Annotated in this window: 26 protein-coding genes and 2 pseudogenes; 15 read left to right on the top strand and 13 right to left on the bottom strand. The window is 67.9% G+C overall.

Annotated features, from left to right (window positions below):
* Both BHQ18_RS30695 and BHQ18_RS28140 read left to right on the top strand, forming a co-directional pair.
* Window positions 1-121, top strand: a pseudogene (locus tag BHQ18_RS30695) (mycofactocin biosynthesis peptidyl-dipeptidase MftE); the annotation flags it as partial.
* 88 nt (window positions 122-209) lie between these two features.
* Window positions 210-515, top strand: coding sequence for a hypothetical protein (locus BHQ18_RS28140; protein WP_069416929.1), 306 nt, complete (start codon window positions 210-212; stop codon window positions 513-515).
* 18 nt (window positions 516-533) lie between these two features.
* On the opposite strand, the gene BHQ18_RS28135 is transcribed toward BHQ18_RS28140, so the two are convergent.
* Entirely contained in the window at window positions 534-1,682 is a 1,149-nt protein-coding gene (locus BHQ18_RS28135) for an AI-2E family transporter (RefSeq protein WP_069416928.1), read from the bottom strand.
* Window positions 1,683-1,758: 76 nt separating this feature from the next.
* Here BHQ18_RS28135 and BHQ18_RS28130 point away from each other — a divergent pair, with 76 nt between their 5' ends.
* Window positions 1,759-2,823 carry a lysylphosphatidylglycerol synthase transmembrane domain-containing protein gene (locus BHQ18_RS28130; protein WP_069416927.1) on the top strand — a complete coding sequence of 355 codons (1,065 nt, stop codon included), beginning with the start codon at window positions 1,759-1,761 and terminating at the stop codon, window positions 2,821-2,823.
* Complete coding sequence (locus BHQ18_RS28125) at window positions 2,823-3,176, top strand: DUF3054 domain-containing protein (protein ID WP_069416926.1); 354 nt, start codon at window positions 2,823-2,825, stop codon at window positions 3,174-3,176. Before BHQ18_RS28130 ends, BHQ18_RS28125 begins: the two co-directional genes overlap by 1 nt.
* On the opposite strand, the gene BHQ18_RS28120 is transcribed toward BHQ18_RS28125, so the two are convergent.
* The 4 genes from BHQ18_RS28120 to BHQ18_RS28105 form a co-directional block, all read right to left on the bottom strand.
* Window positions 3,129-4,478 carry a sensor histidine kinase gene (locus BHQ18_RS28120; RefSeq protein ID WP_069416925.1) on the bottom strand — a complete coding sequence of 450 codons (1,350 nt, stop codon included), beginning with the start codon at window positions 4,476-4,478 and terminating at the stop codon, window positions 3,129-3,131. The genes BHQ18_RS28125 and BHQ18_RS28120 overlap by 48 nt on opposite strands.
* Window positions 4,475-5,143 (bottom strand): response regulator transcription factor, encoded by a 669-nt coding sequence (locus BHQ18_RS28115; RefSeq protein WP_205866209.1) that lies wholly within the window; start codon window positions 5,141-5,143, stop codon window positions 4,475-4,477. The genes BHQ18_RS28120 and BHQ18_RS28115 overlap by 4 nt, the downstream gene beginning before the upstream one ends.
* A gap of 63 nt (window positions 5,144-5,206) precedes the next feature.
* Window positions 5,207-5,581: a heme-binding protein gene (locus BHQ18_RS28110; protein WP_069416923.1), complete on the bottom strand. Its 375-nt coding sequence runs from the start codon at window positions 5,579-5,581 to the stop codon at window positions 5,207-5,209.
* A gap of 179 nt (window positions 5,582-5,760) precedes the next feature.
* Complete coding sequence (locus tag BHQ18_RS28105; RefSeq protein WP_069416922.1) at window positions 5,761-6,321, bottom strand: hemophore; 561 nt, start codon at window positions 6,319-6,321, stop codon at window positions 5,761-5,763.
* Window positions 6,322-6,649: 328 nt separating this feature from the next.
* On the opposite strand from BHQ18_RS28105, the gene BHQ18_RS28100 reads away from it, so the two are divergent.
* The 3 genes from BHQ18_RS28100 to BHQ18_RS28090 are packed head-to-tail and all read left to right on the top strand — an operon-like array spanning window position 6,650 to window position 10,481.
* Complete coding sequence (locus BHQ18_RS28100; protein WP_069416921.1) at window positions 6,650-9,565, top strand: MMPL family transporter; 2,916 nt, start codon at window positions 6,650-6,652, stop codon at window positions 9,563-9,565.
* Entirely contained in the window at window positions 9,562-10,074 is a 513-nt protein-coding gene (locus BHQ18_RS28095) for a transcriptional regulator (RefSeq protein WP_069416920.1), read from the top strand. Before BHQ18_RS28100 ends, BHQ18_RS28095 begins: the two co-directional genes overlap by 4 nt.
* On the top strand, window positions 10,074-10,481 hold the full coding sequence (locus tag BHQ18_RS28090) for a CoA-binding protein (protein ID WP_069416919.1): 408 nt from the start codon (window positions 10,074-10,076) through the stop codon (window positions 10,479-10,481). Before BHQ18_RS28095 ends, BHQ18_RS28090 begins: the two co-directional genes overlap by 1 nt.
* Before the next feature lie 21 nt (window positions 10,482-10,502).
* On the opposite strand, the gene BHQ18_RS28085 is transcribed toward BHQ18_RS28090, so the two are convergent.
* Window positions 10,503-11,192 carry a hypothetical protein gene (locus BHQ18_RS28085; protein ID WP_069416918.1) on the bottom strand — a complete coding sequence of 230 codons (690 nt, stop codon included), beginning with the start codon at window positions 11,190-11,192 and terminating at the stop codon, window positions 10,503-10,505.
* On the bottom strand, window positions 11,189-11,779 hold the full coding sequence (locus tag BHQ18_RS28080) for a hypothetical protein (RefSeq protein WP_069416917.1): 591 nt from the start codon (window positions 11,777-11,779) through the stop codon (window positions 11,189-11,191). Before BHQ18_RS28080 ends, BHQ18_RS28085 begins: the two co-directional genes overlap by 4 nt.
* A gap of 64 nt (window positions 11,780-11,843) precedes the next feature.
* Here BHQ18_RS28080 and BHQ18_RS28075 point away from each other — a divergent pair, with 64 nt between their 5' ends.
* Window positions 11,844-13,820 carry a M13 family metallopeptidase gene (locus BHQ18_RS28075; RefSeq protein WP_069416916.1) on the top strand — a complete coding sequence of 659 codons (1,977 nt, stop codon included), beginning with the start codon at window positions 11,844-11,846 and terminating at the stop codon, window positions 13,818-13,820.
* A 213-nt stretch (window positions 13,821-14,033) separates the two neighbouring features.
* Here the strand turns inward: BHQ18_RS28075 and BHQ18_RS28070 are convergent, their stop codons facing one another.
* Complete coding sequence (locus BHQ18_RS28070) at window positions 14,034-15,086, bottom strand: L,D-transpeptidase (RefSeq protein WP_069416915.1); 1,053 nt, start codon at window positions 15,084-15,086, stop codon at window positions 14,034-14,036.
* 176 nt (window positions 15,087-15,262) lie between these two features.
* Between BHQ18_RS28070 and BHQ18_RS28065 the strand changes: the two genes are divergently transcribed.
* Together BHQ18_RS28065 and BHQ18_RS28060 are read left to right on the top strand one after the other, a co-directional pair.
* Complete coding sequence (locus BHQ18_RS28065; protein WP_069416914.1) at window positions 15,263-15,652, top strand: PPOX class F420-dependent oxidoreductase; 390 nt, start codon at window positions 15,263-15,265, stop codon at window positions 15,650-15,652.
* Window positions 15,652-15,939 carry a thiamine-binding protein gene (locus BHQ18_RS28060; protein WP_069416931.1) on the top strand — a complete coding sequence of 96 codons (288 nt, stop codon included), beginning with the start codon at window positions 15,652-15,654 and terminating at the stop codon, window positions 15,937-15,939. Before BHQ18_RS28065 ends, BHQ18_RS28060 begins: the two co-directional genes overlap by 1 nt.
* Here BHQ18_RS28060 and ricR read toward each other — a convergent pair.
* Window positions 15,936-16,226 (bottom strand): copper-sensing transcriptional repressor RicR, encoded by a 291-nt coding sequence (gene ricR, locus BHQ18_RS28055; protein WP_069416913.1) that lies wholly within the window; start codon window positions 16,224-16,226, stop codon window positions 15,936-15,938. The genes BHQ18_RS28060 and ricR overlap by 4 nt on opposite strands.
* Window positions 16,227-16,832: a DUF305 domain-containing protein gene (locus BHQ18_RS28050; RefSeq protein WP_069416912.1), complete on the bottom strand. Its 606-nt coding sequence runs from the start codon at window positions 16,830-16,832 to the stop codon at window positions 16,227-16,229.
* Between the two features lie 79 nt (window positions 16,833-16,911).
* Between BHQ18_RS28050 and ilvD the strand changes: the two genes are divergently transcribed.
* On the top strand, window positions 16,912-18,612 hold the full coding sequence (gene ilvD, locus BHQ18_RS28045; protein WP_069416911.1) for a dihydroxy-acid dehydratase: 1,701 nt from the start codon (window positions 16,912-16,914) through the stop codon (window positions 18,610-18,612).
* On the opposite strand, the gene BHQ18_RS28040 is transcribed toward ilvD, so the two are convergent.
* The 3 genes from BHQ18_RS28040 to BHQ18_RS28030 form a co-directional block, all read right to left on the bottom strand.
* On the bottom strand, window positions 18,609-19,010 hold the full coding sequence (locus BHQ18_RS28040) for an SRPBCC family protein (RefSeq protein WP_069416910.1): 402 nt from the start codon (window positions 19,008-19,010) through the stop codon (window positions 18,609-18,611). The genes ilvD and BHQ18_RS28040 overlap by 4 nt on opposite strands.
* Before the next feature lie 37 nt (window positions 19,011-19,047).
* Window positions 19,048-19,560 (bottom strand): MBOE_33420 family protein, encoded by a 513-nt coding sequence (locus tag BHQ18_RS28035; RefSeq protein ID WP_069416909.1) that lies wholly within the window; start codon window positions 19,558-19,560, stop codon window positions 19,048-19,050.
* Window positions 19,561-19,640: 80 nt separating this feature from the next.
* Window positions 19,641-20,303 (bottom strand): O-methyltransferase, encoded by a 663-nt coding sequence (locus BHQ18_RS28030; RefSeq protein WP_069416908.1) that lies wholly within the window; start codon window positions 20,301-20,303, stop codon window positions 19,641-19,643.
* Window positions 20,304-20,612: 309 nt separating this feature from the next.
* On the opposite strand from BHQ18_RS28030, the gene BHQ18_RS30230 reads away from it, so the two are divergent.
* From BHQ18_RS30230 to BHQ18_RS28015, 4 genes and pseudogenes are all read left to right on the top strand, one after another.
* Entirely contained in the window at window positions 20,613-21,368 is a 756-nt protein-coding gene (locus tag BHQ18_RS30230; protein WP_069416907.1) for a type VII secretion target, read from the top strand.
* 197 nt (window positions 21,369-21,565) lie between these two features.
* A complete protein-coding gene (locus tag BHQ18_RS29390; RefSeq protein ID WP_234794355.1) occupies window positions 21,566-22,510 on the top strand; it encodes an ESX-1 system-associated protein in 945 nt (314 codons plus the stop codon).
* A 1,407-nt stretch (window positions 22,511-23,917) separates the two neighbouring features.
* Window positions 23,918-24,721: an EspK C-terminal domain-containing protein gene (locus tag BHQ18_RS29385; protein ID WP_234794354.1), complete on the top strand. Its 804-nt coding sequence runs from the start codon at window positions 23,918-23,920 to the stop codon at window positions 24,719-24,721.
* 46 nt (window positions 24,722-24,767) lie between these two features.
* Window positions 24,768-24,993 (top strand): annotated as a pseudogene (locus BHQ18_RS28015) (hypothetical protein); the annotation flags it as partial.

Below are 24,993 nucleotides of genomic sequence, written 5' to 3'. Positions count from 1 at the left end.
GTTCGGGCGGTCAGCGTCGCGGTGGGCGTCGCGGCTGGTCTTCGTCAATGGGCATGGGGGGAACGTGGAGGCGTTGGCCGCCGCGACGGCTTTGCTTCGGTTCGAGGGGCGGCCGACGGGTCGTTCGGCAGTTCGCGCGTCGTATAGAGCAGCGCGGCCTCCAACTTCGCGAACACCCCTGGACTACATGGTCATCGACGTCGACAACCATGGAACGCGAGATCGAGTCGTGGCTCGGTGAGCTGCGCGGAACCTCCGCGCCCCCGCCGCCGGAGAACCGGGGGCAGCGCCCGCCGCGCGCGCAGCGACCGGCGCCCGCCGACACCGGCAACGAGGCGACGACCGCGATCCCGACCCCGTCGCAGGATCCCGACGCGACGACGGCGATCCCGACCCCGCCGAAAGACGTGGAGGCCGCGACCGAGAAGCTCAACACCCGCGAGGACGACGACCGTCAGCGTCGTGGCGGCGGGGTGAGCGCACAGGATCTGCTGCGCCGCGAGGGCCGGCTGTAGCGGTCGGCTTCCCGGCGGTCAGCTTTCGGCAACCTCGTCGGCCTCGGCTTTGACCAGCGGCCCGTCGTCTTCGTCGAGCGCCTGTTTCTCCGCCGACGGGTCACGGGCCAGCAGCACCCGCATCGCGCTGTTGATGAACGCCAGCGCCGGCACCGCCAGCAGCGCGCCGACGATCCCGGCGAGCACGCCGCCGCCGGCGATCACCAGCACGATCGCCAGCGGATGGATGGACACCGCGCGGCCCATCACCAGCGGCTGCAGCACGTGGCCTTCCAGCTGCTGCACCGCGATGATCAGCCCGAGCGTGATCAGCGCGTAGACCAGGCCCTTGGCGATCAGCGCGACGATCACCGCGAGGAAACCGGTGATGACCGCGCCGACCAGCGGGATGAACGCGCCGAGGAACACCAGCGACGCCAGCGGGAGCGCCAGCGGCACCCCCATGATGGCCAGGCCGGCGCCGATGCCGACGGCGTCGACCAGCGCGACCAGGAACGTCGCCCGGATGTAGCCGATCAGCGAGTGGAACCCGGCGCGGCCCGCGTCGCGCACCCGCTCCCGCACGTCGACCGGGAAGATCCGGGTGACGAACTCGTAGATGTTGCGGCCGCCCTGCAGCAGGAAGATCAGCGTGAACAACACCAGCAGGGCGCCGGTGACGATCTCGGTGACAGTCCCCGCGGTCGACAGCGCGCCGCTGGTCAACCGTTCCTGGTTGTCGCGCAGCGCCTCGATCGCCGCGTCGCCGGACCGCTCGATCTGTTCGCGGCTCAGCCCCAGCGGCCCGTCGATCAGCCAGGTCCGCACACCGTCGATGCTGCGGCTGACCTGTTCGGTCAATTCCGGTGCGCCCTCGATGAATTGGCTGACGACGAAGGACAGGATCCCGCCGACCACGGCGAACCCGCTGAGCAGCATCAGCGCCACCGCCCCGCCGCGGGGCGCGCCGCGGCGGTCCAGGAAGTCCACGGCGGGCATCAGCAGCGCGGCGAGCATGGTGGCCAGCGCGACCGGTACGACGATGATCTCGAGCCGTTTGACCGTCCACAGCAGCACGAGGATGGCACCGAAGATCAGCAGCAGCCGCCACGACCAGGCCGCGGCCTTGCGGACCACGGGCGGCACCGCCGCGTCACCGATGGGATCCAGGGATGAGCCGGCGGGCATCCCGATAGCGTAACGGCCCGCCTACTTGATCATCGGATGTCTGGAATCGGCCACGCTACGCTCTACTCTTACGGTCGTGGCCCACGATGTGCCCGCCAGGGCAGCCCCGCGGACCGGTCAGCAGACCGTCCGCGGGAAGTACTGGTGGCTGCGGTGGGCGATCCTCGGCGTCGCGGTCGTCGTGCTGGCCGTCGAACTCGGCCTGGTGTGGGACCAGCTGGCCAAGGCGTGGCAGAGCCTCTACACCGCGCAGTGGTGGTGGGTGGCGGCCGGGATCGGCTGCGCGCTGGCGTCCATGCACTTCTTCGGCGACATCCAGCGCAAGCTGCTGCGCTCGGCGGGCGTGCCGGTGCGGCAGTGGCGTTCGCAGGCGGCGTTCTATGCGGGTAACTCGCTGAGCACCACGCTGCCCGGCGGGCCCGTGCTCTCGGCGACGTTCATCTACCGCCAGCAGCGGATGTGGGGCGCCACCCCGGTGATCGCGTCGTGGCAGCTGGTGATGTCCGGTGCGCTGCAGGTCACCAGCCTGGCGTTGTTGGGCCTGGGCAGCGCGTTCTTCCTCGGCGCCAAGCACAACCCGTTCTCGCTGATCTTCACGCTGGCCGGGTTCATCATGCTGATCGTGCTGGCGCAGGCGGTGGCGTCGCGGCCCGACCTGCTCGACGGCATCGGGGTGCGCGTGCTGTCGTGGGTGAACTACCTGCGCGCCAAGCCGTCCGACAACGGCGTGACGAAGTGGCGCGAGACGCTGGCCCAGCTGGAGTCGGTCAAACTCAGCCGCGCCCAGCTCGGCGTGGCCTTCACGTGGTCGATGTTCACGCTGGTCACCGGGGTGGGCACGCTGCTGTTCGCCTGCTACGCGGCCGGCGGGCGGCCGTCGCTGCTGGGCGTGATCGTGGCGTACGTGGCGGCCCGCGCGGTCGGGTCGATACCGCTGATGCCCGGCGGGCTGCTGGTGGTCGAGGCGGTGCTGGTGCCCGGCCTGGTGTCCAGCGGGATGACGTTGGCGTCGGCGATCTCGGCGATGCTGATCTACCGGCTGATCAGTTGGATCTTCATCGCCGCGATCGGCTGGGTGGTGTTCTTCTTCATGTTCCGCACCGAGACCGACGTCGATCCCGACGCCTGCGAGGAGCCCTGATGCGCGTCGCGGCGACCGCGCTGGCCACCGACGTCGCGTGCCTGCTGGTGTTCGCGACCGTCGGCAGGCGCAGTCACGCCGAGGGGCTGACCCTCACCGGGATCGCCGGCACCGCATGGCCGTTCGTGGTCGGCGCCGCGGTCGGCTGGGTGCTGTCGCTCGGTTGGCGGCGGCCGTACGCGCTGGTGCCGACCGGCGTCGCGGTGTGGGTCGCCACGATCGTCGTCGGCATGCTGCTGCGCAAGCTCACCAACGCCGGCACCGCACCGAGTTTCATTGTGGTGGCATCACTTTCGACCGCGGTGCTACTTCTCGGCTGGCGCGCCGGGGTCGTCCTGCTGGCCCGTCGCTGACACCGTCAACGTCGCCCGCAACCCGCCCAGCGGGCCGTCGGACAGCTCGATGCTGCCGCCGTGCAGCCGGGCCTGCTGCGCGACGAGCGCCAACCCCAACCCCGATCCGCCCTGCACCGCGGTGCTGCCGCGGGAGAACCGGCCCAGCACCGCGGTGTGCTCCTCGACCGGCAGCCCGCAGCCGTTGTCGTCGACGACGATCGTGATGACCGGGCCCTGCCGGTGCGCGGCGAGCACGATGCGGCCGGCCCGGCCGTGGGTGACCGCGTTGCGCACCAGGTTGTCCACCGCCAGCCGCAGCCCACCCGGCCAGCCCCAGATCGTGCCCAGGTCGTCGTCGGCCTCCACCACGATCTCCACCGCCTCGCTCAGCCGGGCGTTCTCCCGCGCGACCCGGTCCAAAAGTTCTGTGACGACGATGATTTCGCGGTCCTCGGCCTGCGCCAGCTGGCCCGACGCGAGTTGTCCGAGCGCGGTGATGATGGCTTCTACGCGGCGCTGCGCGCGGGACAGGTCGGCGACCACCTCGTCGCGTTCCTCGGCGGGCAGATCGTGGATGCGCAGCGTGTCCAGGTCGGCGCGCATCGCGGTCAGCGGTGTGCGCAGTTCGTGGGCGGCGTTGGCCGCGAAGTCCTGCGCGGCCTGCAGCGAGTTGGTGGTGACCTGTTGCGCGGCGGCCAACCGGGCCAGCATCGCCGCCATCGCCTCGGACAGGTCCTCGGCTTCGCGCACCCCGCGGACCTCGGGCAGTTCGTCGCTGCCCTCCCCCAACATCTTGGTGTGCTCGGTGAGTCGGCGCAGCGGCCGGATCGCCGGGCCGGCGAGCAGCCAGCCCAGCCCGGCCGCGATCAGCACGGTCACCAGCCCGACCCCGGTGTAGAGCGGAATCCGCCTGGGGCTCAACAGGATACTGTCGGCGCGGATACCGATCGACACCAGCATTCCGCCGTCCTCGTTGACGTTGACGGTGCGGACCCGGTACTCGACTCCGTTGACCTCGACGGTGTCGGTGCCCGGCGGCAGCGGGGGCAGTTGGAAGCCGCGCTGGAAGACCACCTGACCCGAGGACCGCGAGCGGCCGGTGGTCAGCACACCGCGGCGCGAATCTTGAAGTTGGTCGGGGAACATGCTGGCGTCGACGATCGAGTCCAGCCGCCGATCCAGTTGCAGCTCATCGTTGGTCGCCAGCACCACCGAGGTGAGGATCAGGAAGGCGGCCACGACGGCGGAGGCCGCGGCCGCCGACGCGACCGCCACCCTGGTGCGCAGCGACGCCGAGCGCAGGAATCGCGGCGCCCTCACGACTCCTCGCGCAGCACGTACCCGATCCCGCGGACGGTGTGGATCACCCGCGGCATGCCGTCGCGTTCGAGCTTGCGGCGCAGATACGAGATGAACACGTCGGCGACGTTGGTGTCGACGTCGAAGTCGTAGCCCCACACCATTTCGAGCAGCCGCTGCCTGCTCAGCACCACGCCGGCGTTGTCCACCAGCACCGCCAGCAGGTCGAATTCGCGTTTGGTCAGGTCGACGCGCTCACCCTCGACGAAGACCAGCCGGCGGGCGGTGTCGATGGTCAGCGGTCCGACCGTCATCGTGTCGGACTGCTGCTCGGAATGGCTGGCCCGGCGCAGCAGCGCGTGCAGCCGCGCGACGAGCTCGCCGAGGTCGAACGGTTTGGTCAGGTAGTCGTCGGCGCCGGCTTCCAGCCCGGCGATGCGGTCGTTGACGGTGTCGCGCGCCGACAACACGCAGATCGGGATGTCGTTGCCCAGCGCGCGCAGCGCGGTCACCACCGCGACGCCGTCGAGTTCGGGCATCTGCACGTCGAGCACCAACGCGTCGTGAGACTCGTTGGACAGCAGTCGCAGTGCCTCCTTGCCGGACGCAGCGACCCGGACGTCGAACCCCGAGTGGCGCAGTCCGCGCGCAACCGATGTCCGTACGTCCGGGTCGTCGTCGACCATGAGCACGGTGCGGCCCGCACCGTCGTGGTGCGTGGCCGGCTCAGGTGTCAACCGGCCGCAGGCCTAGCTGTCGGCCAGGCCGTCGCCGTCGATGTCGCCGCAGCGGTTCTTGATGTCGACGAGCGGCTGGCGGATCCCGGTCAGTTCGGCCTTGGTCTGGGGGTTGGCGTTCAGGTAGTCCTGCACCTTGGTTCGGACCTCTTCGCGCGGGAGTCCTTCGAGGCTGGTGAAGAACCAGTTCACGTCCGGGTGGGTGAACAGGTACGCGGACGTCGCCGCCGAGACGCCGGAAGCCACACCGGCGAGGTCGGCCGCCGTGCAGTTGGGCGGCTCAGCGCCGGCCGTGGGCATCGCACCGAAGAACATCGCACCGGCAATTGCGCCGGTGCCGACCGCGCCAGCTACCGCACGTCGCGCAATACGGGCCGAGAGCAACATGGACAGGCTCCTTCATCACAAGTGGTGTGGCCGTAACCAGGCCGGTTACCGAATGAAACCAACGCTGAAAAGCTAAGCAGAATGTCGGCCGACTTTCTTGCCTTGCGCTCAACGAATCGTGAGAAACTCCGAAACCCCAGGTCAGGGGTGGCTCGGCGGGTAGCTGCGCGTCGCCTGGATCAGGGCAGACCGGCGATCGCCGACCCTGGCAGCGGCGTGCCGCCCTGCGAAATTGTCGTCGCCGCAGGTGTTTGCGAGGACCCGCCCGCCGCGGGCAGCCCCGCGCTGTGCGCCGTCGGCAACTGCGCGGGCAAACTCCCGGCGGCCGTGTTCTGCTGCGCCGCCTGCATCAGCCCGAGCAGCTGCGGCATGGTCAGCGGCAGGTTGCATTTGCCCGACAGGCTGGTCAGCGGCTGCTGCAGTTGCTGCATGTCCTTGGCAACGGCCGGGTTGGCGTCGAAGTAGCTCTTGAGCGCGCCCAGCGACTGCGGCCCGGCCTGCTGCTTGGCCAGCGTCGTCAACACCTGGTTGGTCTGCGGGTGCTCCTCGAGGTACTCGCCGGTGGAGTTGGCCACCGAGCCGATGGTCTTGGCCACCTCGCTGGCCGCGCACGGGTCCTGGGCGGCGGTCGCCGACGGCGCCGACGGGATTGCCAGGACCGCCGCCGCGACCCCGCCCGCGGCGCTGACAGCGAACGTCGCGAACAATCCTCGGCGCATCGCGCGCACGGTCGTGTTCATGGACAACTCCTAACGGTTTGCGAACGGATGACGAACATCGCAAACACACTCGCAATGGACAGCAACTTGTCCCCGACGGCGAAACGGCCAGCGTTCATCCTGCCATCCGCGCGCTCGGCGCCGCCAATTCAGCGGGCAAACGTACAGTTGAAAGGCAGTCCGGCCACAGCCGCGGTAACGGTCCGGGGACGATTCACGAGAACTGCATTAGAGCAGCGTGAGGGCTACCTCAGGGCGGACTGAAGAGCAGGTCACCCTACCTCACGCTGTTGTACGCTTCGGGCACGCAACGCCGGGCAGAAAGCGGGGAGTTCCGATACAGCAGTTCATGATGCGCTTGAGCAGCAACCTGCGCAGATATCGCTGGGCGGTGTTCGCCGTATGGCTGCTTCTGTTGGCCCCTTCGATCTACCTCGCGTTGACCCAGTCCGGTCACCTGACCGGTGGCGGCTTCGAGGTCGAAGGCTCCCAGTCGTTGCGTGTGCAGCGCGAACTCGAAGAGCACTTCCCCGACCAGGGATCCTCTCCGCTGGCGTTGGTGGCCGCCCCGCGCGCCGACGCGTCGTTCGACGACATGAACCGCGCGGTGGCCGAACTCGAACGCATCGCCGCCGAGGTGCCCAGCGTGAAGGTGATGCCCAACCCGCCGGGCGCGGCCGGGCAGCCGCCGCCGCAGCCCGACCGCCCGTACGTCATCACGCTACAACTGGACTTCGAGAACACCGGCGCCGTCGACGTCGCCAAGCAGCTGCGCCAGAAGATCGGCATCCAGGGCGAGGACCCCGGCGAACTCGAGGACGGCCGGGTCAAGGCCTACGTGATCGGGCAGGGCGCGCTGGGCGCGGCCGCGACGCAGGCCACCAAACACGACATCGCGCAGGCCGAGAAGTGGAACCTGCCGATCGTGCTGATCGTGTTGCTGGCGGTGTTCGGCTCGCTGGCCGCCGCGGCGATGCCGCTGCTGTTCGGCATCTGCACCGTCGCGGTGACGATGGGCGTGGTCTACCTGCTGTCGATGTACACGGCGATGTCGGTGTTCGTGACGTCGACGGTGTCGATGTTCGGCATCGCGGTGGCCATCGACTACTCGCTGTTCATCCTGATGCGGTTCCGCGAGGAACTGCGCGCCGGCCGCAACCCCGACCAGGCCGCCGACGCCGCGATGGCGACGTCCGGGCTGGCGGTGGTGCTGTCCGGGGTGACGGTCATCGCGTCGGTGACCGGCATCTACCTGATCCAGACGCCGGTGCTGGTGTCGATGGCGACCGGCGCCATCCTGGCCGTCGCAGTGGCGGTGCTGACCGCCACCACGCTGACCCCGGCGGTGCTGGCCACCTTCGGCCGGGCCGCGGCCAAACGGTCGTCGTACCTGCACTTCTCCCGGCGCTCGGAGTCCTCGCAGTCGCGGTTCTGGACCCGCTGGACGGGGTGGGTGATGCGCCGGCCGTGGGTCTCGGCGCTGGCAGCCTCCACCCTGCTGCTCGCGCTGGCCGCGCCCGCGTTCTCGATGGTGCTGGGCAACAGCATGCAGCGCCAGTTCGAGCCCACCCACGAGATCCGCGGAGGCGTCAACGCCGCCGCCGAGGCCCTGGGTCCCGGCGCGCTGGGCCCGGTGCGGGTGCTGGTGTCGTTCCCCGAGGGCAACGCCGCGTCGGCGCCGGCCAAGGAGCCGCTGCTGGACACCGTGCGCCAGCGGATGGCCCAGGCGCCCAACGTCGTCTCGGTCAGCCCGGCGGCGTTCGGTGAGGACTACCGGCACGCGCTGCTGTCGGCGGTGCTCTCGGTGGACCCGGAGGACATGGGCGCGCGCGAGACCATCGACTGGATGCGCGCCGAGCTGCCGAAGGTGCCCGATCTCGGCGACGTGCAGATCGACGTCGGCGGGCCGACCGCGCTGATCAAGGACTTCGACGACCGGGTGTCGGCCACCCAGCCGCTGGTGTTCGTGTTCGTCGCGGTGATCGCGTTCCTGATGCTGCTGGTGGCGATCCGTTCGCCGGTGCTGGCCGTCAAGGGCGTGCTGATGACCGTGCTGTCGGTCGCGGCCGCCTACGGAAGCCTGGTCGTGGTGTTCCAGTGGGGTTGGCTGGAACCGTTGGGCTTGGAGCCGATCTCATCGCTGGACAGCACGATCCCGCCGCTGGTGTTGGCGATCGCGTTCGGGTTGTCGATGGACTACGAGATCTTCCTGCTGACCCGGATCCGCGAGCGTTATCTGCAGACCGGCAACACCCGCGACGCGGTGGCCTACGGCGTGAGCACCAGCGCCCGCACCATCACCAGCGCGGCGCTGATCATGATCGCGGTGTTCACCGGGTTCGCGTTCGCCGGGATGCCGTTGGTGGCCCAGCTCGGGGTGGCGTGTGCGGTGGCGATCGCGGTGGACGCCACCGTGGTGCGGCTGGTGCTGGTGCCCGCGCTGATGGCGATGTTCGACGAGTGGAACTGGTGGCTGCCACGCTGGCTGGACCTCATCCTGCCGTCGGTGGACTTCGAGAAGCCGCTGCCGAAGGTGGAGAACCTCGACCTGATCATCATCCCCGACGACCTGTCGTCGCTGGCACCGACCGGATCCGAACTGCGGATGGCGGTGAAGTCGGCGGCCAAGCTGAAAAACCTTGCTCCGCAGGCAGTTACGGTAACCGACCCGCTGGCGTTGGCCGGCTGCCGACCGGTCGCGAAGATGCGCAGCGCCGACCGGCTCAACGGCACGCACCGCGCCGGGACGTCGGGCAGCACCGCGGTGACCACCGCGACCCGGCTGCCGGTGCACCCGGTGACGATGTGGAACGGCCGGCTGTCGGTGGCGCTCGACGCGCTGGCCACCGAGACCGATTTCGCGCGGGCCCCGGTGGAACGGCGCAGCCCGATGGAGACCACCAACGTCCAGCTGCCGACCGGCGACCGGCTGCAGATCCCGACCGGCGCGGAGACCCTGCGACTGAAGAGCTACCTGATCATGTGCCGCAACACCACCCGCGACTTCGCCGAGTTTGCCGATCTGGTCGAGTCGATGGACACTCGTACGGCCGCGGAAGTACTGGCCGGGATGGACCGGTACTACTGTGGACAGCAGTCGAGAAAGCAGTGGGTGGCCACGCAACTGGTCCGCCGATTGGCCGACCCGCAACCTTCCGACGAGCACGACACCCGCATGTCGGGTCCTGAGGCAGAGGCGGAGTGGGCGAAGGTCAAGGAGCGCTGCCTGTCGGTGGCGGTCGCGATGCTGGAGGAGGCGAGGTGACGGTGACGTCCGACATTCGCCGTCGCGAGCCCGATCCGCGCCCGCCGCAGCAGGGCGCCCGGCAGTCGGCCGACGAGCGGCCCGTCGAATTCTGGCCGACGTCGGCGATCCGCGCGGCGCTGGAGACCGACGACCTGGCCGTTTGGCAGCGCATCGTCGCCGCGATCAAGCGTGACCCGTTCGGCCGCACCGCACGCCAGGTCGAAGAGGTGCTCGAGACCGCCCGCCCCTACGGGGTGTCCAAGGCGTTGTCCGAGGTGCTGACCCGGACCCGCGAGCATCTGGAGGCCAACGAGCGCGAAGAGGTGGCCCGCCACATCCGGATGCTGCTCGACCACTCCGGGCTGGGGCAGCAGGAGTTCGCGTCGCGCATCGGCGTGCCTGCCGACGAGTTCGCCCAGTTCCTGCACGGCCAGACCAGCCCGTCGGCGGCGCTGATGGTGCGGATGAAGCGGCTCTCGGAGCGCTTCGGCCGGATGCGGTCGGCCCGTCAGGGCACCGACGGCTGATGGACCTCGCCCAGATCCTGCGCGACACCCGCAGCATCGCGATCGTCGGCGCCTCGGACAACCCGGCGCGCGCCAGCCACGAGATCTGGACGTACCTGAAGGCCGCCGGCGGCTACGACCTCTACCTCGTCAACCCGACGATCACCGAGGTCGACGGCACCCCGGTCTACCCGTCGCTGGCCGACCTGCCCGTGGTGCCCGACCTGGTCGACGTGTTCCGCCGCCGCGACTTCCTGCCGGAGGTGCTCGCCGACACCATCGCGGTCGGCGCGAAGGTGCTGTGGCTGCAACTGGGTCTGTGGGACCCACAGATCGCCAGCGACGGCGAGGCCGCCGGCCTGCAGGTGGTGATGGACCGCTGCATCAAGGTCGACCACGCCCGACTCCTGGGCGGCGGGCGTTTCTGAGCGCCCGCGCGACTTGACGGCTCAACGCGAGTGGATCGGCGAGACGTCCTCGACCAGCCAGCGCCCGTCGCTCTTGGCCAACGTCACCCGCAGCGCGAGCACCGCGGTGTCGGACGGCTTGCCCGGTGAGTTCTGGGTGGCGTGCAGGATCACCGCGACGCTGGCGGCGCCGGGGCCGATCGCCTCGACGCCCGCCGACACCGTGCTCGCCTGCGCGGACACCTTGCGGCTGGTCAAATCCCTTGCCACCGCGGTGAATTCGTTCTTGAACGCCTCGGCGCGGTCGGGTGCCATCAGCGCCGCCGCGCGGTCGATCGACGCGGTCGGGTTCTGCGGGGTGAAGGTCGCCGACGCCTCGGCCACGCTGCTGGCGATGCCGACGACGTCCGCGCTGTCGTTGCGCAGGGTGCGGTCGGGCACCGTCCACTTCAGGTAGCCGACCAGCACCGCGGCGGCCACCGCGGCGGTGGCGACCGCGACCACGCCGAGCCGCAGACCTGGTCCGTCGTCGTCGGTGCCGACAGTGACCGCGTCGCGGCGCGCCGATACCACGTTGACGATCACGCCCTCGACGATCAGCAGGCACAGCACCGAGCACAGCGACACCCACCACAGCGGCCAGGCCAGCGCGATGCCGATGTAGATCAGCGCCGCGATCGCCGCCAGTGGCGCCGCGATGTCGAAGGCGGCGACCCGCCAGGCGTTCCTCATCGGATCGGTTCCAGCCGCGAGATCTTCAGGTCGCCGTCGACGTCGGAGACGTCCAGGCGCAGCGTCCAGCGCACGGTCTTCGGCTTCTCGTCGCCGGCGTTCTCGCTGACCGACGTCGCCACCACCATCACGGTGTCGGTGCGCGAGGCGAATTCCGACATCTCCGGCTGACGCCCGGACGGTCGGGCACCGTCGGGACCGGGTGGCGGGTGGTAGATGGATTCGACCGCCACCGAGTCGATCTGTCCGGTGGTGCGCGACTGCAGCGTCTGCACCAGCCTCCGGTACGGCTCGACGGCGGCGTCGAAGTCGGCGTTGAGCTGGCCGACGGTGCCCTCGTGCAGCTCGGCCATGTCGGCCTGCACGGTGTCCTTGTTCATGTTGATCAGCACGCCGGTCCATTCGGCCGCGGTCTGCAGGACGCGGGTGCGGTACGCCAGCTCGTCGGCGTCGCTGCGGTGCTGGGTGTAGATCAGCGCGGCCAGCGCCACCGCGGCCACCGCGATCAGCCCCAGCACGGTCGACGCGATTCCGTAGCGGGAGAAGACGGGACCATCCACGGTTCCGGTGGGCTCGTCGTCGGGCATGCGCGTGAGGGTACCGGGCCGGCGGGCGGGCTCGGCGTTGCTGGGGTTCTGGCACCCTGGTGGGGTGACGGTTGAAGCAATCAAATCCGGTATCGACCTCAGCTACGTCGACGCTGAGGCCCGCCCGCAGGACGACCTCTTCGGCCACGTGAACGGCCGCTGGCTCACCGAGTACGAGATGCCCGGTGACCGCGCCACCGACGGCGCCTTCCGGTCGCTGTACGACCGGGCCGAGGAGCAGGTCCGCGACATCATCACCGGAGCCGCGTCGGGCGCGGCGCCCGGCACCGACGAGCAGCGCATCGGCGACCTGTACGCCAGCTTCATGGACGAGCAGACCGTCGCGGACCGCGGTGTGCAGCCGCTGCTCGACGAGCTGGCCGCGATCGACGGCGCCGGGACGCCGCAGCAGCTCGCCCGGGTGCTCGGGCAGTTGCAGCGCACCGGCGTCGGCGGTGGCACCGGCGTCTACGTCGACACCGATTCCAAGGACTCGACGCGCTACCTGCTGCACATGAGCCAGTCCGGGCTCGGGCTGCCCGACGAGTCCTACTACCGCGACGAGCAGCACGCCGAGATCCTGGCGGCCTACCCGCAGCACATCGCGGCGATGTTCACGCTGGTGTTCGGGTTCGGTGACCACGAGGAGACCGCTGCGCGCATCGTCGCGCTGGAGACCAAACTGGCCGCGTCGCACTGGGATGTCGTCAAGCGCCGGGACGCCGACCTGACCTACAACCTGCGCGCGTTCACCGACCTGACCGACGAGGCACCCGGCTTCGACTGGGCCGGCTGGGTCACCGCGCTGGGTACCACACCCGAGAAGGCCGCCGAAGTCGTTGTACGCCAACCCGATTACCTGACCGCGTTCGCCGAGGCGTGGTCGGGCGGCGACTTCGAGGACTGGAAGAACTGGCTGCGGTGGCGGGTCATCCACGCCCGCGCGTTCCTGCTGACCGACGAACTGGTCGCCGAGGACTTCGCGTTCTACGGCCGTCGACTCTCGGGCACCGAGCAGATCCGCGACCGGTGGAAGCGCGCGGTCTCAGTGGTCGAGAACCTCATGGGCGACGCGGTCGGAAAGCTCTACGTGGAGCGGCATTTCCCGCCCAAGGCCAAGGAGCGGATGGACGAACTGGTCGACAACATCCGCGAAGCCTACCGGGTCAGCATCAACTCACTGGACTGGATGACGCCGCAGACGCGGGAGAAGGCGCTGGCCAAGCTCGACAAATTCACGCCGAAGATCGGCTACCCCGCCAAGTGGCGCGACTACTCGGCGCTGGTGATCGAGCGTGACGACCTCTACGGCAACTACCGGCGCGGCTACGCCGTCGAGTACGAGCGTGAGATGGCCAAGCTCGGCGCGCCGGTGGACCGCGACGAGTGGTTCATGACGCCGCAGACCGTCAACGCGTACTACAACCCGGGGATGAACGAGATCGTCTTCCCCGCAGCGATTCTGCAGCCGCCGTTCTTCGACGCCGACGCCGACGACGCCGCCAACTACGGTGGTATCGGCGCGGTGATCGGCCACGAGATCGGCCACGGCTTCGACGATCAGGGCGCCAAATACGACGGCGACGGCAACCTCGTCGACTGGTGGACCGACGAGGACCGCACCGAATTCGGTTCGCGCACCAAAAAATTGATCGAGCAGTACGACGAGTACGTGCCCCGCCAGCTGAGCAACGGCCACCACGTCAACGGCGCGTTCACCGTCGGCGAGAACATCGGCGACCTCGGCGGGCTGTCGATCGCGCTGCTGGCCTACCGGCTGTCGTTGAAGGGTGAGCCGGCGCCGGTGCTCGACGGGCTGACCGGCGAGCAGCGGGTGTTCTTCGGGTGGGCGCAGGTATGGCGCACGAAATCCCGGGACGCCGAGGCGATCCGACGGCTCGCGATCGATCCGCATTCGCCGCCGGAGTTCCGCTGCAACGGCGTGATCCGCAACATGGACGCGTTCTACGAGGCGTTCGACGTCACCGAGGACGACGCGCTGTACCTCGACCCGCAGCGGCGGGTCCGCATCTGGAACTGAGCCCCCGGGGCCCTTGCGCCTTTTGGAGCGGTGCGCCTTTCGCGTTCGCGGCTGTAGCGCCGAGAGTCGACTTTCTCGCGGGATTTCACGCGATCCGCACCAAAAACCCGACTCTCGGTGCACGAGGGCCACGCACCTCACCGAGCGTCGACTTTCTCGCGGGATTTCACGCGATTCACGCCAAAAACCCGACTCTCGGTGCACCAAATGGGCTTAGAACATCTGCCAGTCGGACGCGCCGTCCGGCTGGTTATAGAGACCGCCGTCGGTGTTCTTGATGACCACCGCGTCGCCTGAACCGAAGTTGTCGTAGAACCACTGCGCGTTGGCCGGGCTGAGGTTGATGCAGCCGTGGCTGACGTTCTCCTCCCCCTGGGATCCGACCGACCACGGCGCGCTGTGCACGAAGATGCCCTGGTTGTCGATGCGCACGGCGTTCTTCACCTTGAGCTTGTAGCCCTCGGCCGAGTCGACCGGCACCCCGTAGGTGGAGGAGTCCATGACGATGTCCGGGAACTTCTCCAGCACGTAGTAGGTGCCATTACGAGTGTCGTTGCCCGCCTTGCCCATCGACACCGGGAACGTCTTCTCGAGCTTGCCGTTGCGGTGGATCTCCATCTGCTTGGTGGAGTCGTCGATGGTGGCGACCAATTGCTCGGGCACGCTGAACGTGGACTTGGTGCCGGAGGCGTCGATGTTGACGACGGTGCCGGCGGGCCAGAAGTCCTGCGGGCGCCAACGCAGCTGGGTGTCGCTGGTCCAGTAGAACCGGCCGGGGACCGGCGGGTTCGACGAGATGTGGACCGCGTCCTCGGCCATTTTGCGGTTGGCGATCGGCCGCTGGAAGTTGATGTAGATGGGCTTGGCCGCCCCGACGATCGACCCGTTGGTCGGGTTGAAGGACGGTGGCGCGAACACCGGCGCACCGACGTAGGGCGTCGGGTTCTGCCCGGCCGGTGTGCCCTCGGGGATCGGCTGCTGCTGCGCCATCGGGTTCGGAGGCGCGAAGAACGGGTTGGCAGGCGGCGGCGCGGGCGGCGCCTCGGCCGGCGGCGGCACCGCGGGAGCGGCGAACGGGTCGGCCGGCGGCGGCGGTGCGAACGGGTTCACCGGCGGCGGGGCCGGCGCGACGGCCGGATCTATGGGTGCCGGCGGCGGCGGTGCCGGCGGCTGAGCCAGCGCCGACGGGGTGCTCAAGACCATTCCGCCGACCAGCCCTGCCGCCATGACGGCGGTGAGCAGGCGGCTACGCATCGGCCTTCGCATACAGGACCTCCCAGTCACAGAACTTTGTCCAGTGTGGCACAGCGCCCGGTCCGAGAACCGTCACCGGCGTGCGCTCGGCACCCGGTCGGCCACTCTGACCTGCGTAGTTCATCGGAGCGGGCCGCTGGTTGGTTACATGATGAGTAAAGCCACGCCCCAACCCGGAAGGATCACTCATGGTCGCCGTTCCCGACGGATACGAGCATCTTCTCCACCTCCCGCTGTACGGGCACCTGGCCACGGTCAGGCCCGACGGCACTCCGCAGGTCAACCCGATGTGGTTCGCGTGGGACGGCGAGGTGCTGCGCTTCACCCACACCACCAAGCGCCAGAAGTACCGCAACATCGAGGCGCAGCCGGCGGTGGCGATGTCGGTGCGCGATCCGGACAATCCGTACCGCTACCTCGAGGTGCGCGGCGTCGTCGAGGCGATCGAACCCGACCCGACCGGCGCCTTCTACCTGCAGCTCAACGACCGCTACGACGGGCCGTTGACCGAACCGCCCGCCGACAAGGCCGACCGGGTGATCCTCATCGTCCGCCCGACCGGCTTCAGCAAGCAGTAATCGTCGCGTTCAGCGTCAGCCCCACCGGGGGCGACGACAGCGTCGGCGACGCCGTCGCCGAGGCGGTGCGGGTAGTGCGCGCCTCGGGCCTGCCGAACGAGACGAACGCGATGTTCACCAACATCGAGGGCGACTGGGATGAGGTGATGGACGTCGTGAAGCGGGCGGTCGACGCGGTGGCGGCGGTGTCGCCGCGGGTCAGCCTGGTGCTCAAGGCCGACATCCGGCCCGGGCACACCGGTCAGCTGACCGCGAAAGTCGCGCGTATCGACGACGCGCTCGGCTAGGAGCGCACCAGGCGCGCGATCGCCGCCGACGCCTCGGCGAGTTTGGCATCGGCCTGATCACCGCCCTCGGCGACGGCCTGGGACACGCAGTGGCCGAGGTGTTCGTCGAGCAACCCGAGCGCGACGGACTGCAACGCGCTGTTGACGGCGCTGATCTGGGTCAGCACGTCGATGCAGTACTTGTCGTCCTCGATCATCTTCGCGATGCCGCGGACCTGCCCCTCGATGCGGCGCAGTCGCTTGGCGTAGTTGTCCTTCTGCTGCGAATAGCCGTGCGCCCCAGTCATTCAGCCTCCCAGCATCTGGTTCATCTGGTTGATCTCGGCCTGCTGCGTGTCGACCATCGTCTGCGCGAGCCGCTTGGCGTCGACGTTCTCCCCGTTGGCGAGCTCGGCCTTGGCCATCTCGACGGCCCCCTCGTGGTGGCTGATCATCGACTGCAACCACAGGGTGTCGAACTCGGCGCCGGAAAGTGACTTCAACCGGGTCATTGTGGCCTCGTCGACCATGCCGTGCATCTCGGCGCCGTGGGCCTCGTGACCGGTGCCGGAGTCGGGGTTCTCCTTCCACTGCACCAGCAGGACCTTCATGATCTGGATCTCGGGTCCCTGCGCGGCGGAAATCTGCTCGGCCAGCGCCTGGACCTCGGGGTTGGTGGAGCGTTCGGGCACGAGCGCGGACAGTTCGACGGCCTGCTCGTGGTGGGGGATCATGTTGGTGGCGAACGCCACGTCGTCGGCGTTGTAGCCGGCCGGCTCACCGGTGATCACCGGCTCGTCGGGGTGCTCGTGATCGGTGTGGCCGTCGGAGGCGGGGCTGGAGCACGACGACACCAGCAGTGCGGCGGCGAACGCGACGAGGGCGGCAGCGAGACGGGTGATCAACGTCGACATGCCGCCCAGCGTACCGAATACCCCAGTGGGGTATTGAAACGGTTTTGTTCGGGGCAAACGCCGAAGGCATAATCGGCTGATGCCCTCAGACACTCCGGATATCAAACCTCGCAGTCGCGACGTCACCGACGGCCTGGAGAAGGCCGCCGCCCGCGGGATGCTGCGGGCGGTCGGGATGGGTGACGACGACTGGGCCAAACCCCAGATCGGTGTCGGATCGTCGTGGAACGAGATCACCCCGTGCAACATGTCGCTGCAACGGCTCGCACAATCGGTCAAGAGCGGGGTGCACGAGGCCGGCGGTTACCCGCTGGAGTTCGGCACCATCTCGGTGTCCGACGGCATCTCCATGGGCCACGAGGGCATGCACTTCTCGCTGGTGTCGCGCGAGGTGATCGCCGACAGCGTCGAGACCGTCGTGCAGGCCGAGCGCCTCGACGGCACCGTGCTGCTGGCCGGCTGCGACAAGTCGATCCCGGGCATGCTGATGGCCGCGGCGCGACTGGATCTGGCATCGGTGTTCTTCTACAACGGGTCGATCATGCCGGGTGTGGCCAAGCTGACCGACGGCAGCGAGAAGGAAGTAACGATCATCGACGCCTTCGAGGCGGTCGGGGCGTGCGCGCGCGGGCTGATGTCGCGTGAGGACGTCGACATCATCGAGCGCGCGATCTGCCCGGGCGAGGGTGCCTGCGGCGGCATGTACACCGCCAACACCATGGCGAGCGCGGCCGAGGCACTCGGAATGTCGTTGCCGGGCAGTGCATCTCCGCTGGCGGTCGACAAGCGGCGCGAGGACTTCGCCCGCCGTTCCGGTGAGGCGGTCGTAGAGATGCTGCGCCGCGGGATCACCGCCAGCGACATCCTCACCAAGGAGGCGTTCGAGAACGCGATCGCGGTGGTCATGGCGTTCGGCGGGTCCACCAACGCGGTGCTGCACCTGCTCGCGATCGCCAACGAGGCCAACGTCACGCTGACGCTGGACGACTTCACCCGAGTGGGGCAGAAGGTGCCGCACCTGGCGGACGTGAAGCCGTTCGGCCGGCACGTGATGAAAGACGTCGACGAGATCGGCGGTGTGCCCGTCGTGATGCGCGCGCTGCTGGATGCCGGTCTGCTGCACGGCGATTGCCTGACGGTGACCGGCCAGACGATGGCCGAGAACCTGGCGCACATCGCTCCCCCGGACCCCGACGGCAAGGTGCTGCGGGCGATGAACAACCCGATCCACCCGACCGGCGGCATCACGATCCTGCACGGTTCACTCGCCCCGGAGGGCGCGGTGGTGAAGTCGGCGGGCTTCGACTCGGACGTGTTCGAAGGCACCGCAAGGGTTTTCGAGCGCGAGCGGGCAGCGCTGGACGCGCTGGAGGACGGGACGATCACGCACGGCGACGTCGTCGTCATCCGCTACGAGGGCCCCAAGGGCGGACCGGGGATGCGCGAGATGCTGGCGATCACCGGCGCGATCAAGGGTGCCGGCCTGGGCAAGGATGTGCTGCTGATGACCGACGGACGGTTCTCCGGCGGGACGACGGGTTTGTGCGTCGGGCACATCGCGCCGGAGGCCGTCGACGGTGGGCCGATCGCGTTCGTGCGCGACGGTGACCGCATCCGGCTCGACGTCGCCAACGGGACACTCGACATCCTGGTCGACGAGGCCGAATTCGAGTCACGCAAGGCGGGTTTCGAGCCGCTGCCGCCGCGGTACACGACCGGCGTGCTGGCCAAGTACACCAAGCTGGTCGGGTCGGCGGCCGTCGGCGCGGTCTGCGGTTAGCGACGGTCGATGGCGAGCCGCGCAATGCGCGGTAGCGCGAGCGCGCAGACGGGCAGATAGGCGGTCGCCCACAGGGGCACGGCGAACACGATGCGGGAGCCGTCGCCCTCGCTGAACACCTCGTGGCGGGTGGCTCCGACGCCCGCGACCTGCCACGCCCAGCAGCGGCGGGGGCGGAACTCGGTGATGGTGAACGGCAGCTTCAGCCCCACCGGGGTCACGACGTTGCCTTCCGAGCCCAGCCGCAGCGGGCCCGGCTCCTTGAGTTCGGCGCCCGACACGGTGGGACCCCATTGCGGCCAGGTGTCGAGGTCGGTGATGACGTCCCACACCGCTTCGCGCGGGGCGGCGCAGTGCAGTTCGACCGTCGGCATGCCGCGGCGGAATCCGAGGTCCATGCCTGGCTGATGCCCGGCAACGGTCAGCGTTAAACGGTCAGCGGGGCGGCGGAGGGTCGATGGGCGTCAACGAGATCGGCAGCCAGTAGGTGCCGGGACCTTGTCCAGGGCAGCCGGGGGCGGGGACGACGAACGTTCGTTCGCCGAAGAAGCTGCCGTCGCCGTTGGATTTGAGCCACTCCGAGCGTTGGGTGTTCACGATGCCGCCACTGCCGTCGGGATTGCAATAGAACGGGTAGTCGCCGCCGGATTCCCAGCGGTCGTTGTTCCAGCGGTACTCGAATTCAGCTGGTGCGTTCGGGTTCTGGGTGATCTCGGTCTCGCGGAGCCAGCGCGACAGGCATCCGTTCACGTCGCAGTTGGTGGTGAAAAGGCCCAGAAACGTGGAGGGGTCCGACGCGGCGGGCAGACCGTTGAACGTCTGACGGGAGTGGTCGATCAGCGCGTTGTAGTAGCCGTACATCGGGACGGGCTCGGGGCGGTCGGCGTTGGCGGCGGGTGCCAGGGTGAGGGCGGTACAGCCGGCGATGACGATGGCGAATGACTTCATGGTTGCCCCCTGGCGGTTTCGTTGGCTCTTGCTAGCACACGGCGGGGCTGCGGATCGCCGAATCGACGATCACCGTGGCGTCAGGAGATGCGGGCGAGGGCGAAGCCGTCCCATCCTTTGGTGCCGACGGTCTGGATGGCGGCGACTTCGAGGCGGGGGTGCTGGCCCATCATTTTGAGCATGTCGCGCACGGCGCGGGCTTGCTGGTCGTCGGGGGCTGGGTCGAGGACGCGGCCGAAGCGGGCGATGTTGTCGACGACGATGATCGAGCCCGGGTGGCCGAGCTTGACCGCCCATTCGACGTAGGCGCTGTTGTTCTCCTTGTCGGCGTCGATGAAGGTCAGGTCGAAGGTGTCGCCGCGGTCGGCAAGGGTGGGCAGGGTGTCCAGCGCGGTGCCGACGATGATCTCGACGCGGTCGCAGACGCCGGCGCGCTCGAGGTTGTCGCGGGCGACGTCAGCGTGGCGGGACTCGTACTCGAGGGTGACGACGTGACCGTCGGCCCCGACGCCGCGGGCGAGGTTGATGGTGCTGTACCCGGCGAGGGTGCCGATCTCCAGGACTCGGGTGGCCCGGGCCATCGTGGTCAGCAGATGGAGCAGCTTGCCGTGCTGGGCGGAGACCTCGATGGCGGGCATACCGGCGGCGTCGGCGGATTCGCGGGCCGCGCGCAGTGCGTCGTCTTCGGTGTTCAGCAGCTCGGTGAAAAGGTTGTCGAGGGCTTTGGGATCGGGGTCGGCCACGGGGTCAACGTTAGTCGAGAGGGATGTCGATCTGTTTGCTCTTTATTACTGTTCAACCGAAACCTGACGTTTGCTGGCAGAAATGGGAATTTACTTTTGGCCTGCGCGGTCCACGTTGATTATCGCCAGAGAAGAGTAACTCGTCGGAGGTGGCTGGAGGCGGATAGGCGCTTGGTGCGAGGCGCTATTGACTCGCGGAATGGCCCAAGATTGGCGGAGTGGAGGGCATTGCTGCTCAGGTAGCATTTTCATCGGTGACGCTTGGACGTCGCTTTTTTCTGGCGGAGTTGATCGCTATGCGGAGAGACGATGACTGAGACCTTGCGGGTCGACACCGAACTCGTTGCGAAGTCCGGTGGCAAGCTGCAGGCGCTCGCGAACGACATCCCTGAACCTCCCGCGTCCTACAGTCCGACAGGCGGTGACGCACTGTCGACCGCGATCGCGACGAAAGTGGCCGAAGTCGTCGATCCGGTGCTGACACAGATGCCGGTCGCCAAAGAAGCGCTGGCGCGGTACGCGCAGAACGTGATCAACGCAGCGAACACGTACGACGCGGTGGACCGGCAGATTGCCGAGGACATCCTGAAGCGGCTGGGTTTGTTCGAGGAAGCGGCCAGCGGTGGAACCCCAGGGGGCGGCGCACCGGCCACGGGAGGCGGTGGTTCTACCGGTACCGCGCCTGCGACGGGCGCAGGTTCACCAGTCGGAGGCGTCCAGCAGGTGTCGGCCAGCGCGCCGCAGGCCGGTCAGGGGATCCAGACGCCGGTGCAGATGGCACAACAGGCGGCACAAGCCTCGACGCAGATGGGCGGCATGCTTGGTGCCGTCCCGCAGGCGGTCCAGCAGGCCGCGCAACAGGCGGTGCAACAGGCCAGTCAACTGTCGGAGACGGTCGGCAAGGACGAAGAGAGTCCAGCCGAGCAAGAGCCCACGATTGTGGATGCGCCGGCTGACGAGCAGGCAGCGCCGGGGCCTGAAACAGGCAAGCGGACGCCAGAATCATTGGCTGGACAGAAGACTGAGCCGAATGTGAAACCTGAGCGACCGGAGATCGCACTGTGAACTACCCACCGCAAGGTCCGCCCCCACAGGGCCCCCCGCCGCAGGGTCATCCGCCCGGCAATTACGGTCCGCCGCAGGGGAATCCAGGGCAGTGGGGTCCGCCGCCACAGCAACCGCCGTGGCCCCAGCAGCAATGGTCGCCCGGTCCACCGCCGAAGAAGCGCAACGGCTGGAAATGGGCACTCGGAGCTGTCGCCTTGCTCGCCGTCGTCGGAGTGACTGCAGCAGTGACGATTTCAGTGACATCAGGCAACAGCGGCGGTGACGATCCGACCCCACCCGGTGAGACCTATGGTCTCGCAAGCGCCGATGACAAAGGGCCGGTCAACATCATCACCGAGGATCCGAGCTGCGCAGCGTGGGGACCGATCATTGAAACCTTCGGTGGAATCCAGAGGAAGGGATGGAATCGACGCGATTCGTCGGTGCCGGGAAGCCAGTGGACCTCCGAACAGCGCGCTCAATACGAAGAGGTGCAGAAGGCTGCGCTAGTCGCGGCGCAGCAGACAGTTCCCCTTGCTCGGTTGACACCCCACCGGGTAATGCGCGAATTCTACGAACAGTTCATCGCGTACGCTCGGGCATACAGCGAATCGCTATCGAATTACACACCCGAAGACGAGAGTCTTGCCCGCGTCATGACAAATAGCAGCGCTGCTCTCGTTTACGCATGTGACGCAATCGATTTCAAGTCGGCAGCCGCTCGTTCTCCGCTGATCCCCGCCCGAACAGACCCAGTCGCCACTGCGCCTTTGAGCGATCCGAATGACGCGCAACGCTTCATGCGCACCACCGATCCGGTTTGTGCCGACTGGGAAGGTCTGTTAAGCAAACTCGACCGCGAAACAACAGATTGGCAGTCTCTGGATTCAGCGATTCCCGCTAGTCAGTGGACCGCCGATCAAAGGAGGATCATCGACGGAACGATCGAATCGTTCAACGAGTTCTCCGATCAAGCCCTTGAGCTAGCCGGGCGGACGGAAAACGCGGTGAGCCAGGATTTCATGATCTTTTCGGCACAGTACCGTCGCGCCTACGCCGCAGCACTCCCCTCATACACGTCCGCAGATTCTTACCTCGCGTCCGCCGGAGGTGCGGCAGCATCCACTGTCTATAACGCCTGTAGGGCAGCAGAAGGTTGACATATGGGAATGTCCAGGCCCGATGATCCCTACGGCCTCACAACTCCTTTGGGTACATGGCCAGAGGTTGATGAGGATGTCCTCGACTCATGCCGACAGGCCTTCCAAGACGCATCCGAATCGCTAGGAGCTTCTATAGAAACAGCAGAAGGTGAGCGCTCCAATCTGTTCAGCGGGGTTGGCATTTGGTCAGGGCTTGGGGCCACCTCTGCCAACGGGGCACTCAACCAGCGCATCGACGATCTTGAATCAGTTAAGCAGCGCCTGAACGCTTCAGCCGACCTGTTCCGAGACGGCGCGGCAGCGACCAAGGATGCTAAGAGCTCTATCTCAAACCTGGTTGTAGTCGCCAATCAGATCCTGGATTGGGTCAAAGGCCTTGAAGACCTGCCGGAGGAAGCGAAAACGCGCGCCATCGAGGAAGGTATCGCCGCAATACGCAAGCAGAACAGGTCAACTGTCATGCATGCGGCAGGGACGATTGCGCCAATCGTCGGCGAGGACAACGAGGGGGAGGGACCAGCCAAGCAAGACACCGAGATGCTCCACGGTAGAACTGAGGAAACGGATGACCTCTTCCTTGCGAGGCCAGCTGGCAACCGGGTGCCCATGGACGGGTTCCTGGAATCTCCCATTCCGGAGGGCCCGCCCGCGCCACCCGCGGACGGACCGCCGGAGCCGATAGACCCCATCGTTGGCGACGACGCCGAGTCACCTGGAAGAAGCGCACCCCCCGCACCATCGGTGAATCCCGACAATTCGATCCCTAATGAACCAACTGGATCGGGCACTTCACCGCAACCATCTGGACCTCCAGCCACCGGAGCACCCTCAGCTCCAATGGCACCGCCTATCAGTGGAGGCTCCAATCCACCTGCGCCGCCGCGTGTCGGTGCTCCGTCGAGCCCTGTGACGGCAACGTCCGGGTCGTCCGCTTCCTCAGGCCTTGCCGCACCATCCGCGCCCAGCACTCCAGCCGCATCGTCGGCGAGTCTCACCGCACCCACCACGCCTACCTCCAGCCAGGCGCAGCTCGCCGAGTTCCAGCGGTCCATGGCTGATGCCGCAGCCAAGGCCGCTGCGCAACAACCGATTCCACCGCCACAGCCATCCGCGCCGTTGGCATCCGCGCCTATCGCGCAACCACCGACGGCTCCCCCGCTTCCCGACACACCGGCAGCCTCGTCGCCGGCACAAACTCCTTCCGCGGCTGGCCCACCTGCTGGCGCCGGTCAGGCGCCAATCGCTCCTCCTCCCGCGGCCGGTGCTGCCCCTGCCCCACCGGTTCAGCTCGGTCCGCCGGCCACCCCTCCGCCGGCGGCACCGATCGCACCGGCTGCCACTGGCGGTCCGGTAGTGCCGCCCGCCGCCGCGGCGGGCTCGAGCACCGTCGGAGCCCCCGCGCCCGTGCCCGTTTCGGCCGCGCGCGCACAGCGCGAAGCCATCGCCGCGACTCTGCGCCGCGCGAATAGCGCTGACCCGGCGCAACTCGCTCAGCGCGTGGCCGCAGCACTCAACGTCGGGATCACCGACATCGGCTTCTTCTGGCTCACCGGATTGGCCAAGGACGGGACAATCGTCGTCGCCAACAACTACGGACTGGGCTATATCCCCGAAGGAGTCAATCTCCCGGACCAAGTTCACATGGTCACAGCCGACGAATCCATCCCGGCCAACCTGCGTGGCACTTGGACGACGTATCCGATCCTCGCGCTCCACGGCTGGGCCCAGCACCACAACCTCGAGCTGCGCGCCGTAATCGCCACCGAGGACCAGTTCAAGGGATTCGACCCCGGCGCACCCAAGATCATTCTCCGTCCCGACGACATCCCCGAAAGCGGCCAGATGGAAGGCCGCCATCGCCTCCAGGTGATAGCGCCCAGTGCGGCAACACAATTGGCAGCCATTACCCCAGCCGGTCTGACCGATCTGCTGCCGCCGTCGCCCACTGACGCGAAGCCTCCCGAAGACAGGCGCGCCGACCTGTGGTTCGAGGTTTTCCGCCCTCTCCTCAGTAACGCCCCCGACCGCGCTCAAGTCCAACTCGAAGCCTTCGTCACCTACGCCGACCACGCCCAGGAGATCGCCCTCCACCGCGCACACACCGCGACAGAGGCGGTCGATCAACGTGCGGCCATCGCCGACTGGATCTACTGGCAGCACCTGAGCGTGCTTATGTCCGACGCGACGGCCTCCAACGCTGCGGTCTAGTCGCGCGGCGCAATTTTTTGTCGGACCGTGTTGGCATGATGGGGTTATGTCTTCGGCGACGGCTTGTGGTGATGCTCCGGCGGTGAGTCGGGTTGATCGCTTGTTGGAGTTGTATGACCGGTTGGCGGAGTTGTGCGGGCAGCGCAACGCCATCGATGCTCAGGTCGTGGAGATTGTCGCCGAGATCGATCGTGACGGATTGTTGGGCGCCGCCCCCGGGGTCAAGTCGCTCAAGGCTTTGGTGGCCTGGAGGTTGGGCATGTCCGAAGCCA

It is taken from the genome of Mycolicibacterium flavescens, assembly GCF_001722335.1.
In the GTDB taxonomy this organism is placed as follows: Bacteria; Actinomycetota; Actinomycetes; order Mycobacteriales; family Mycobacteriaceae; genus Mycobacterium; species Mycobacterium flavescens.
This window is presented reverse-complemented; position numbering and strand designations above follow the sequence as displayed.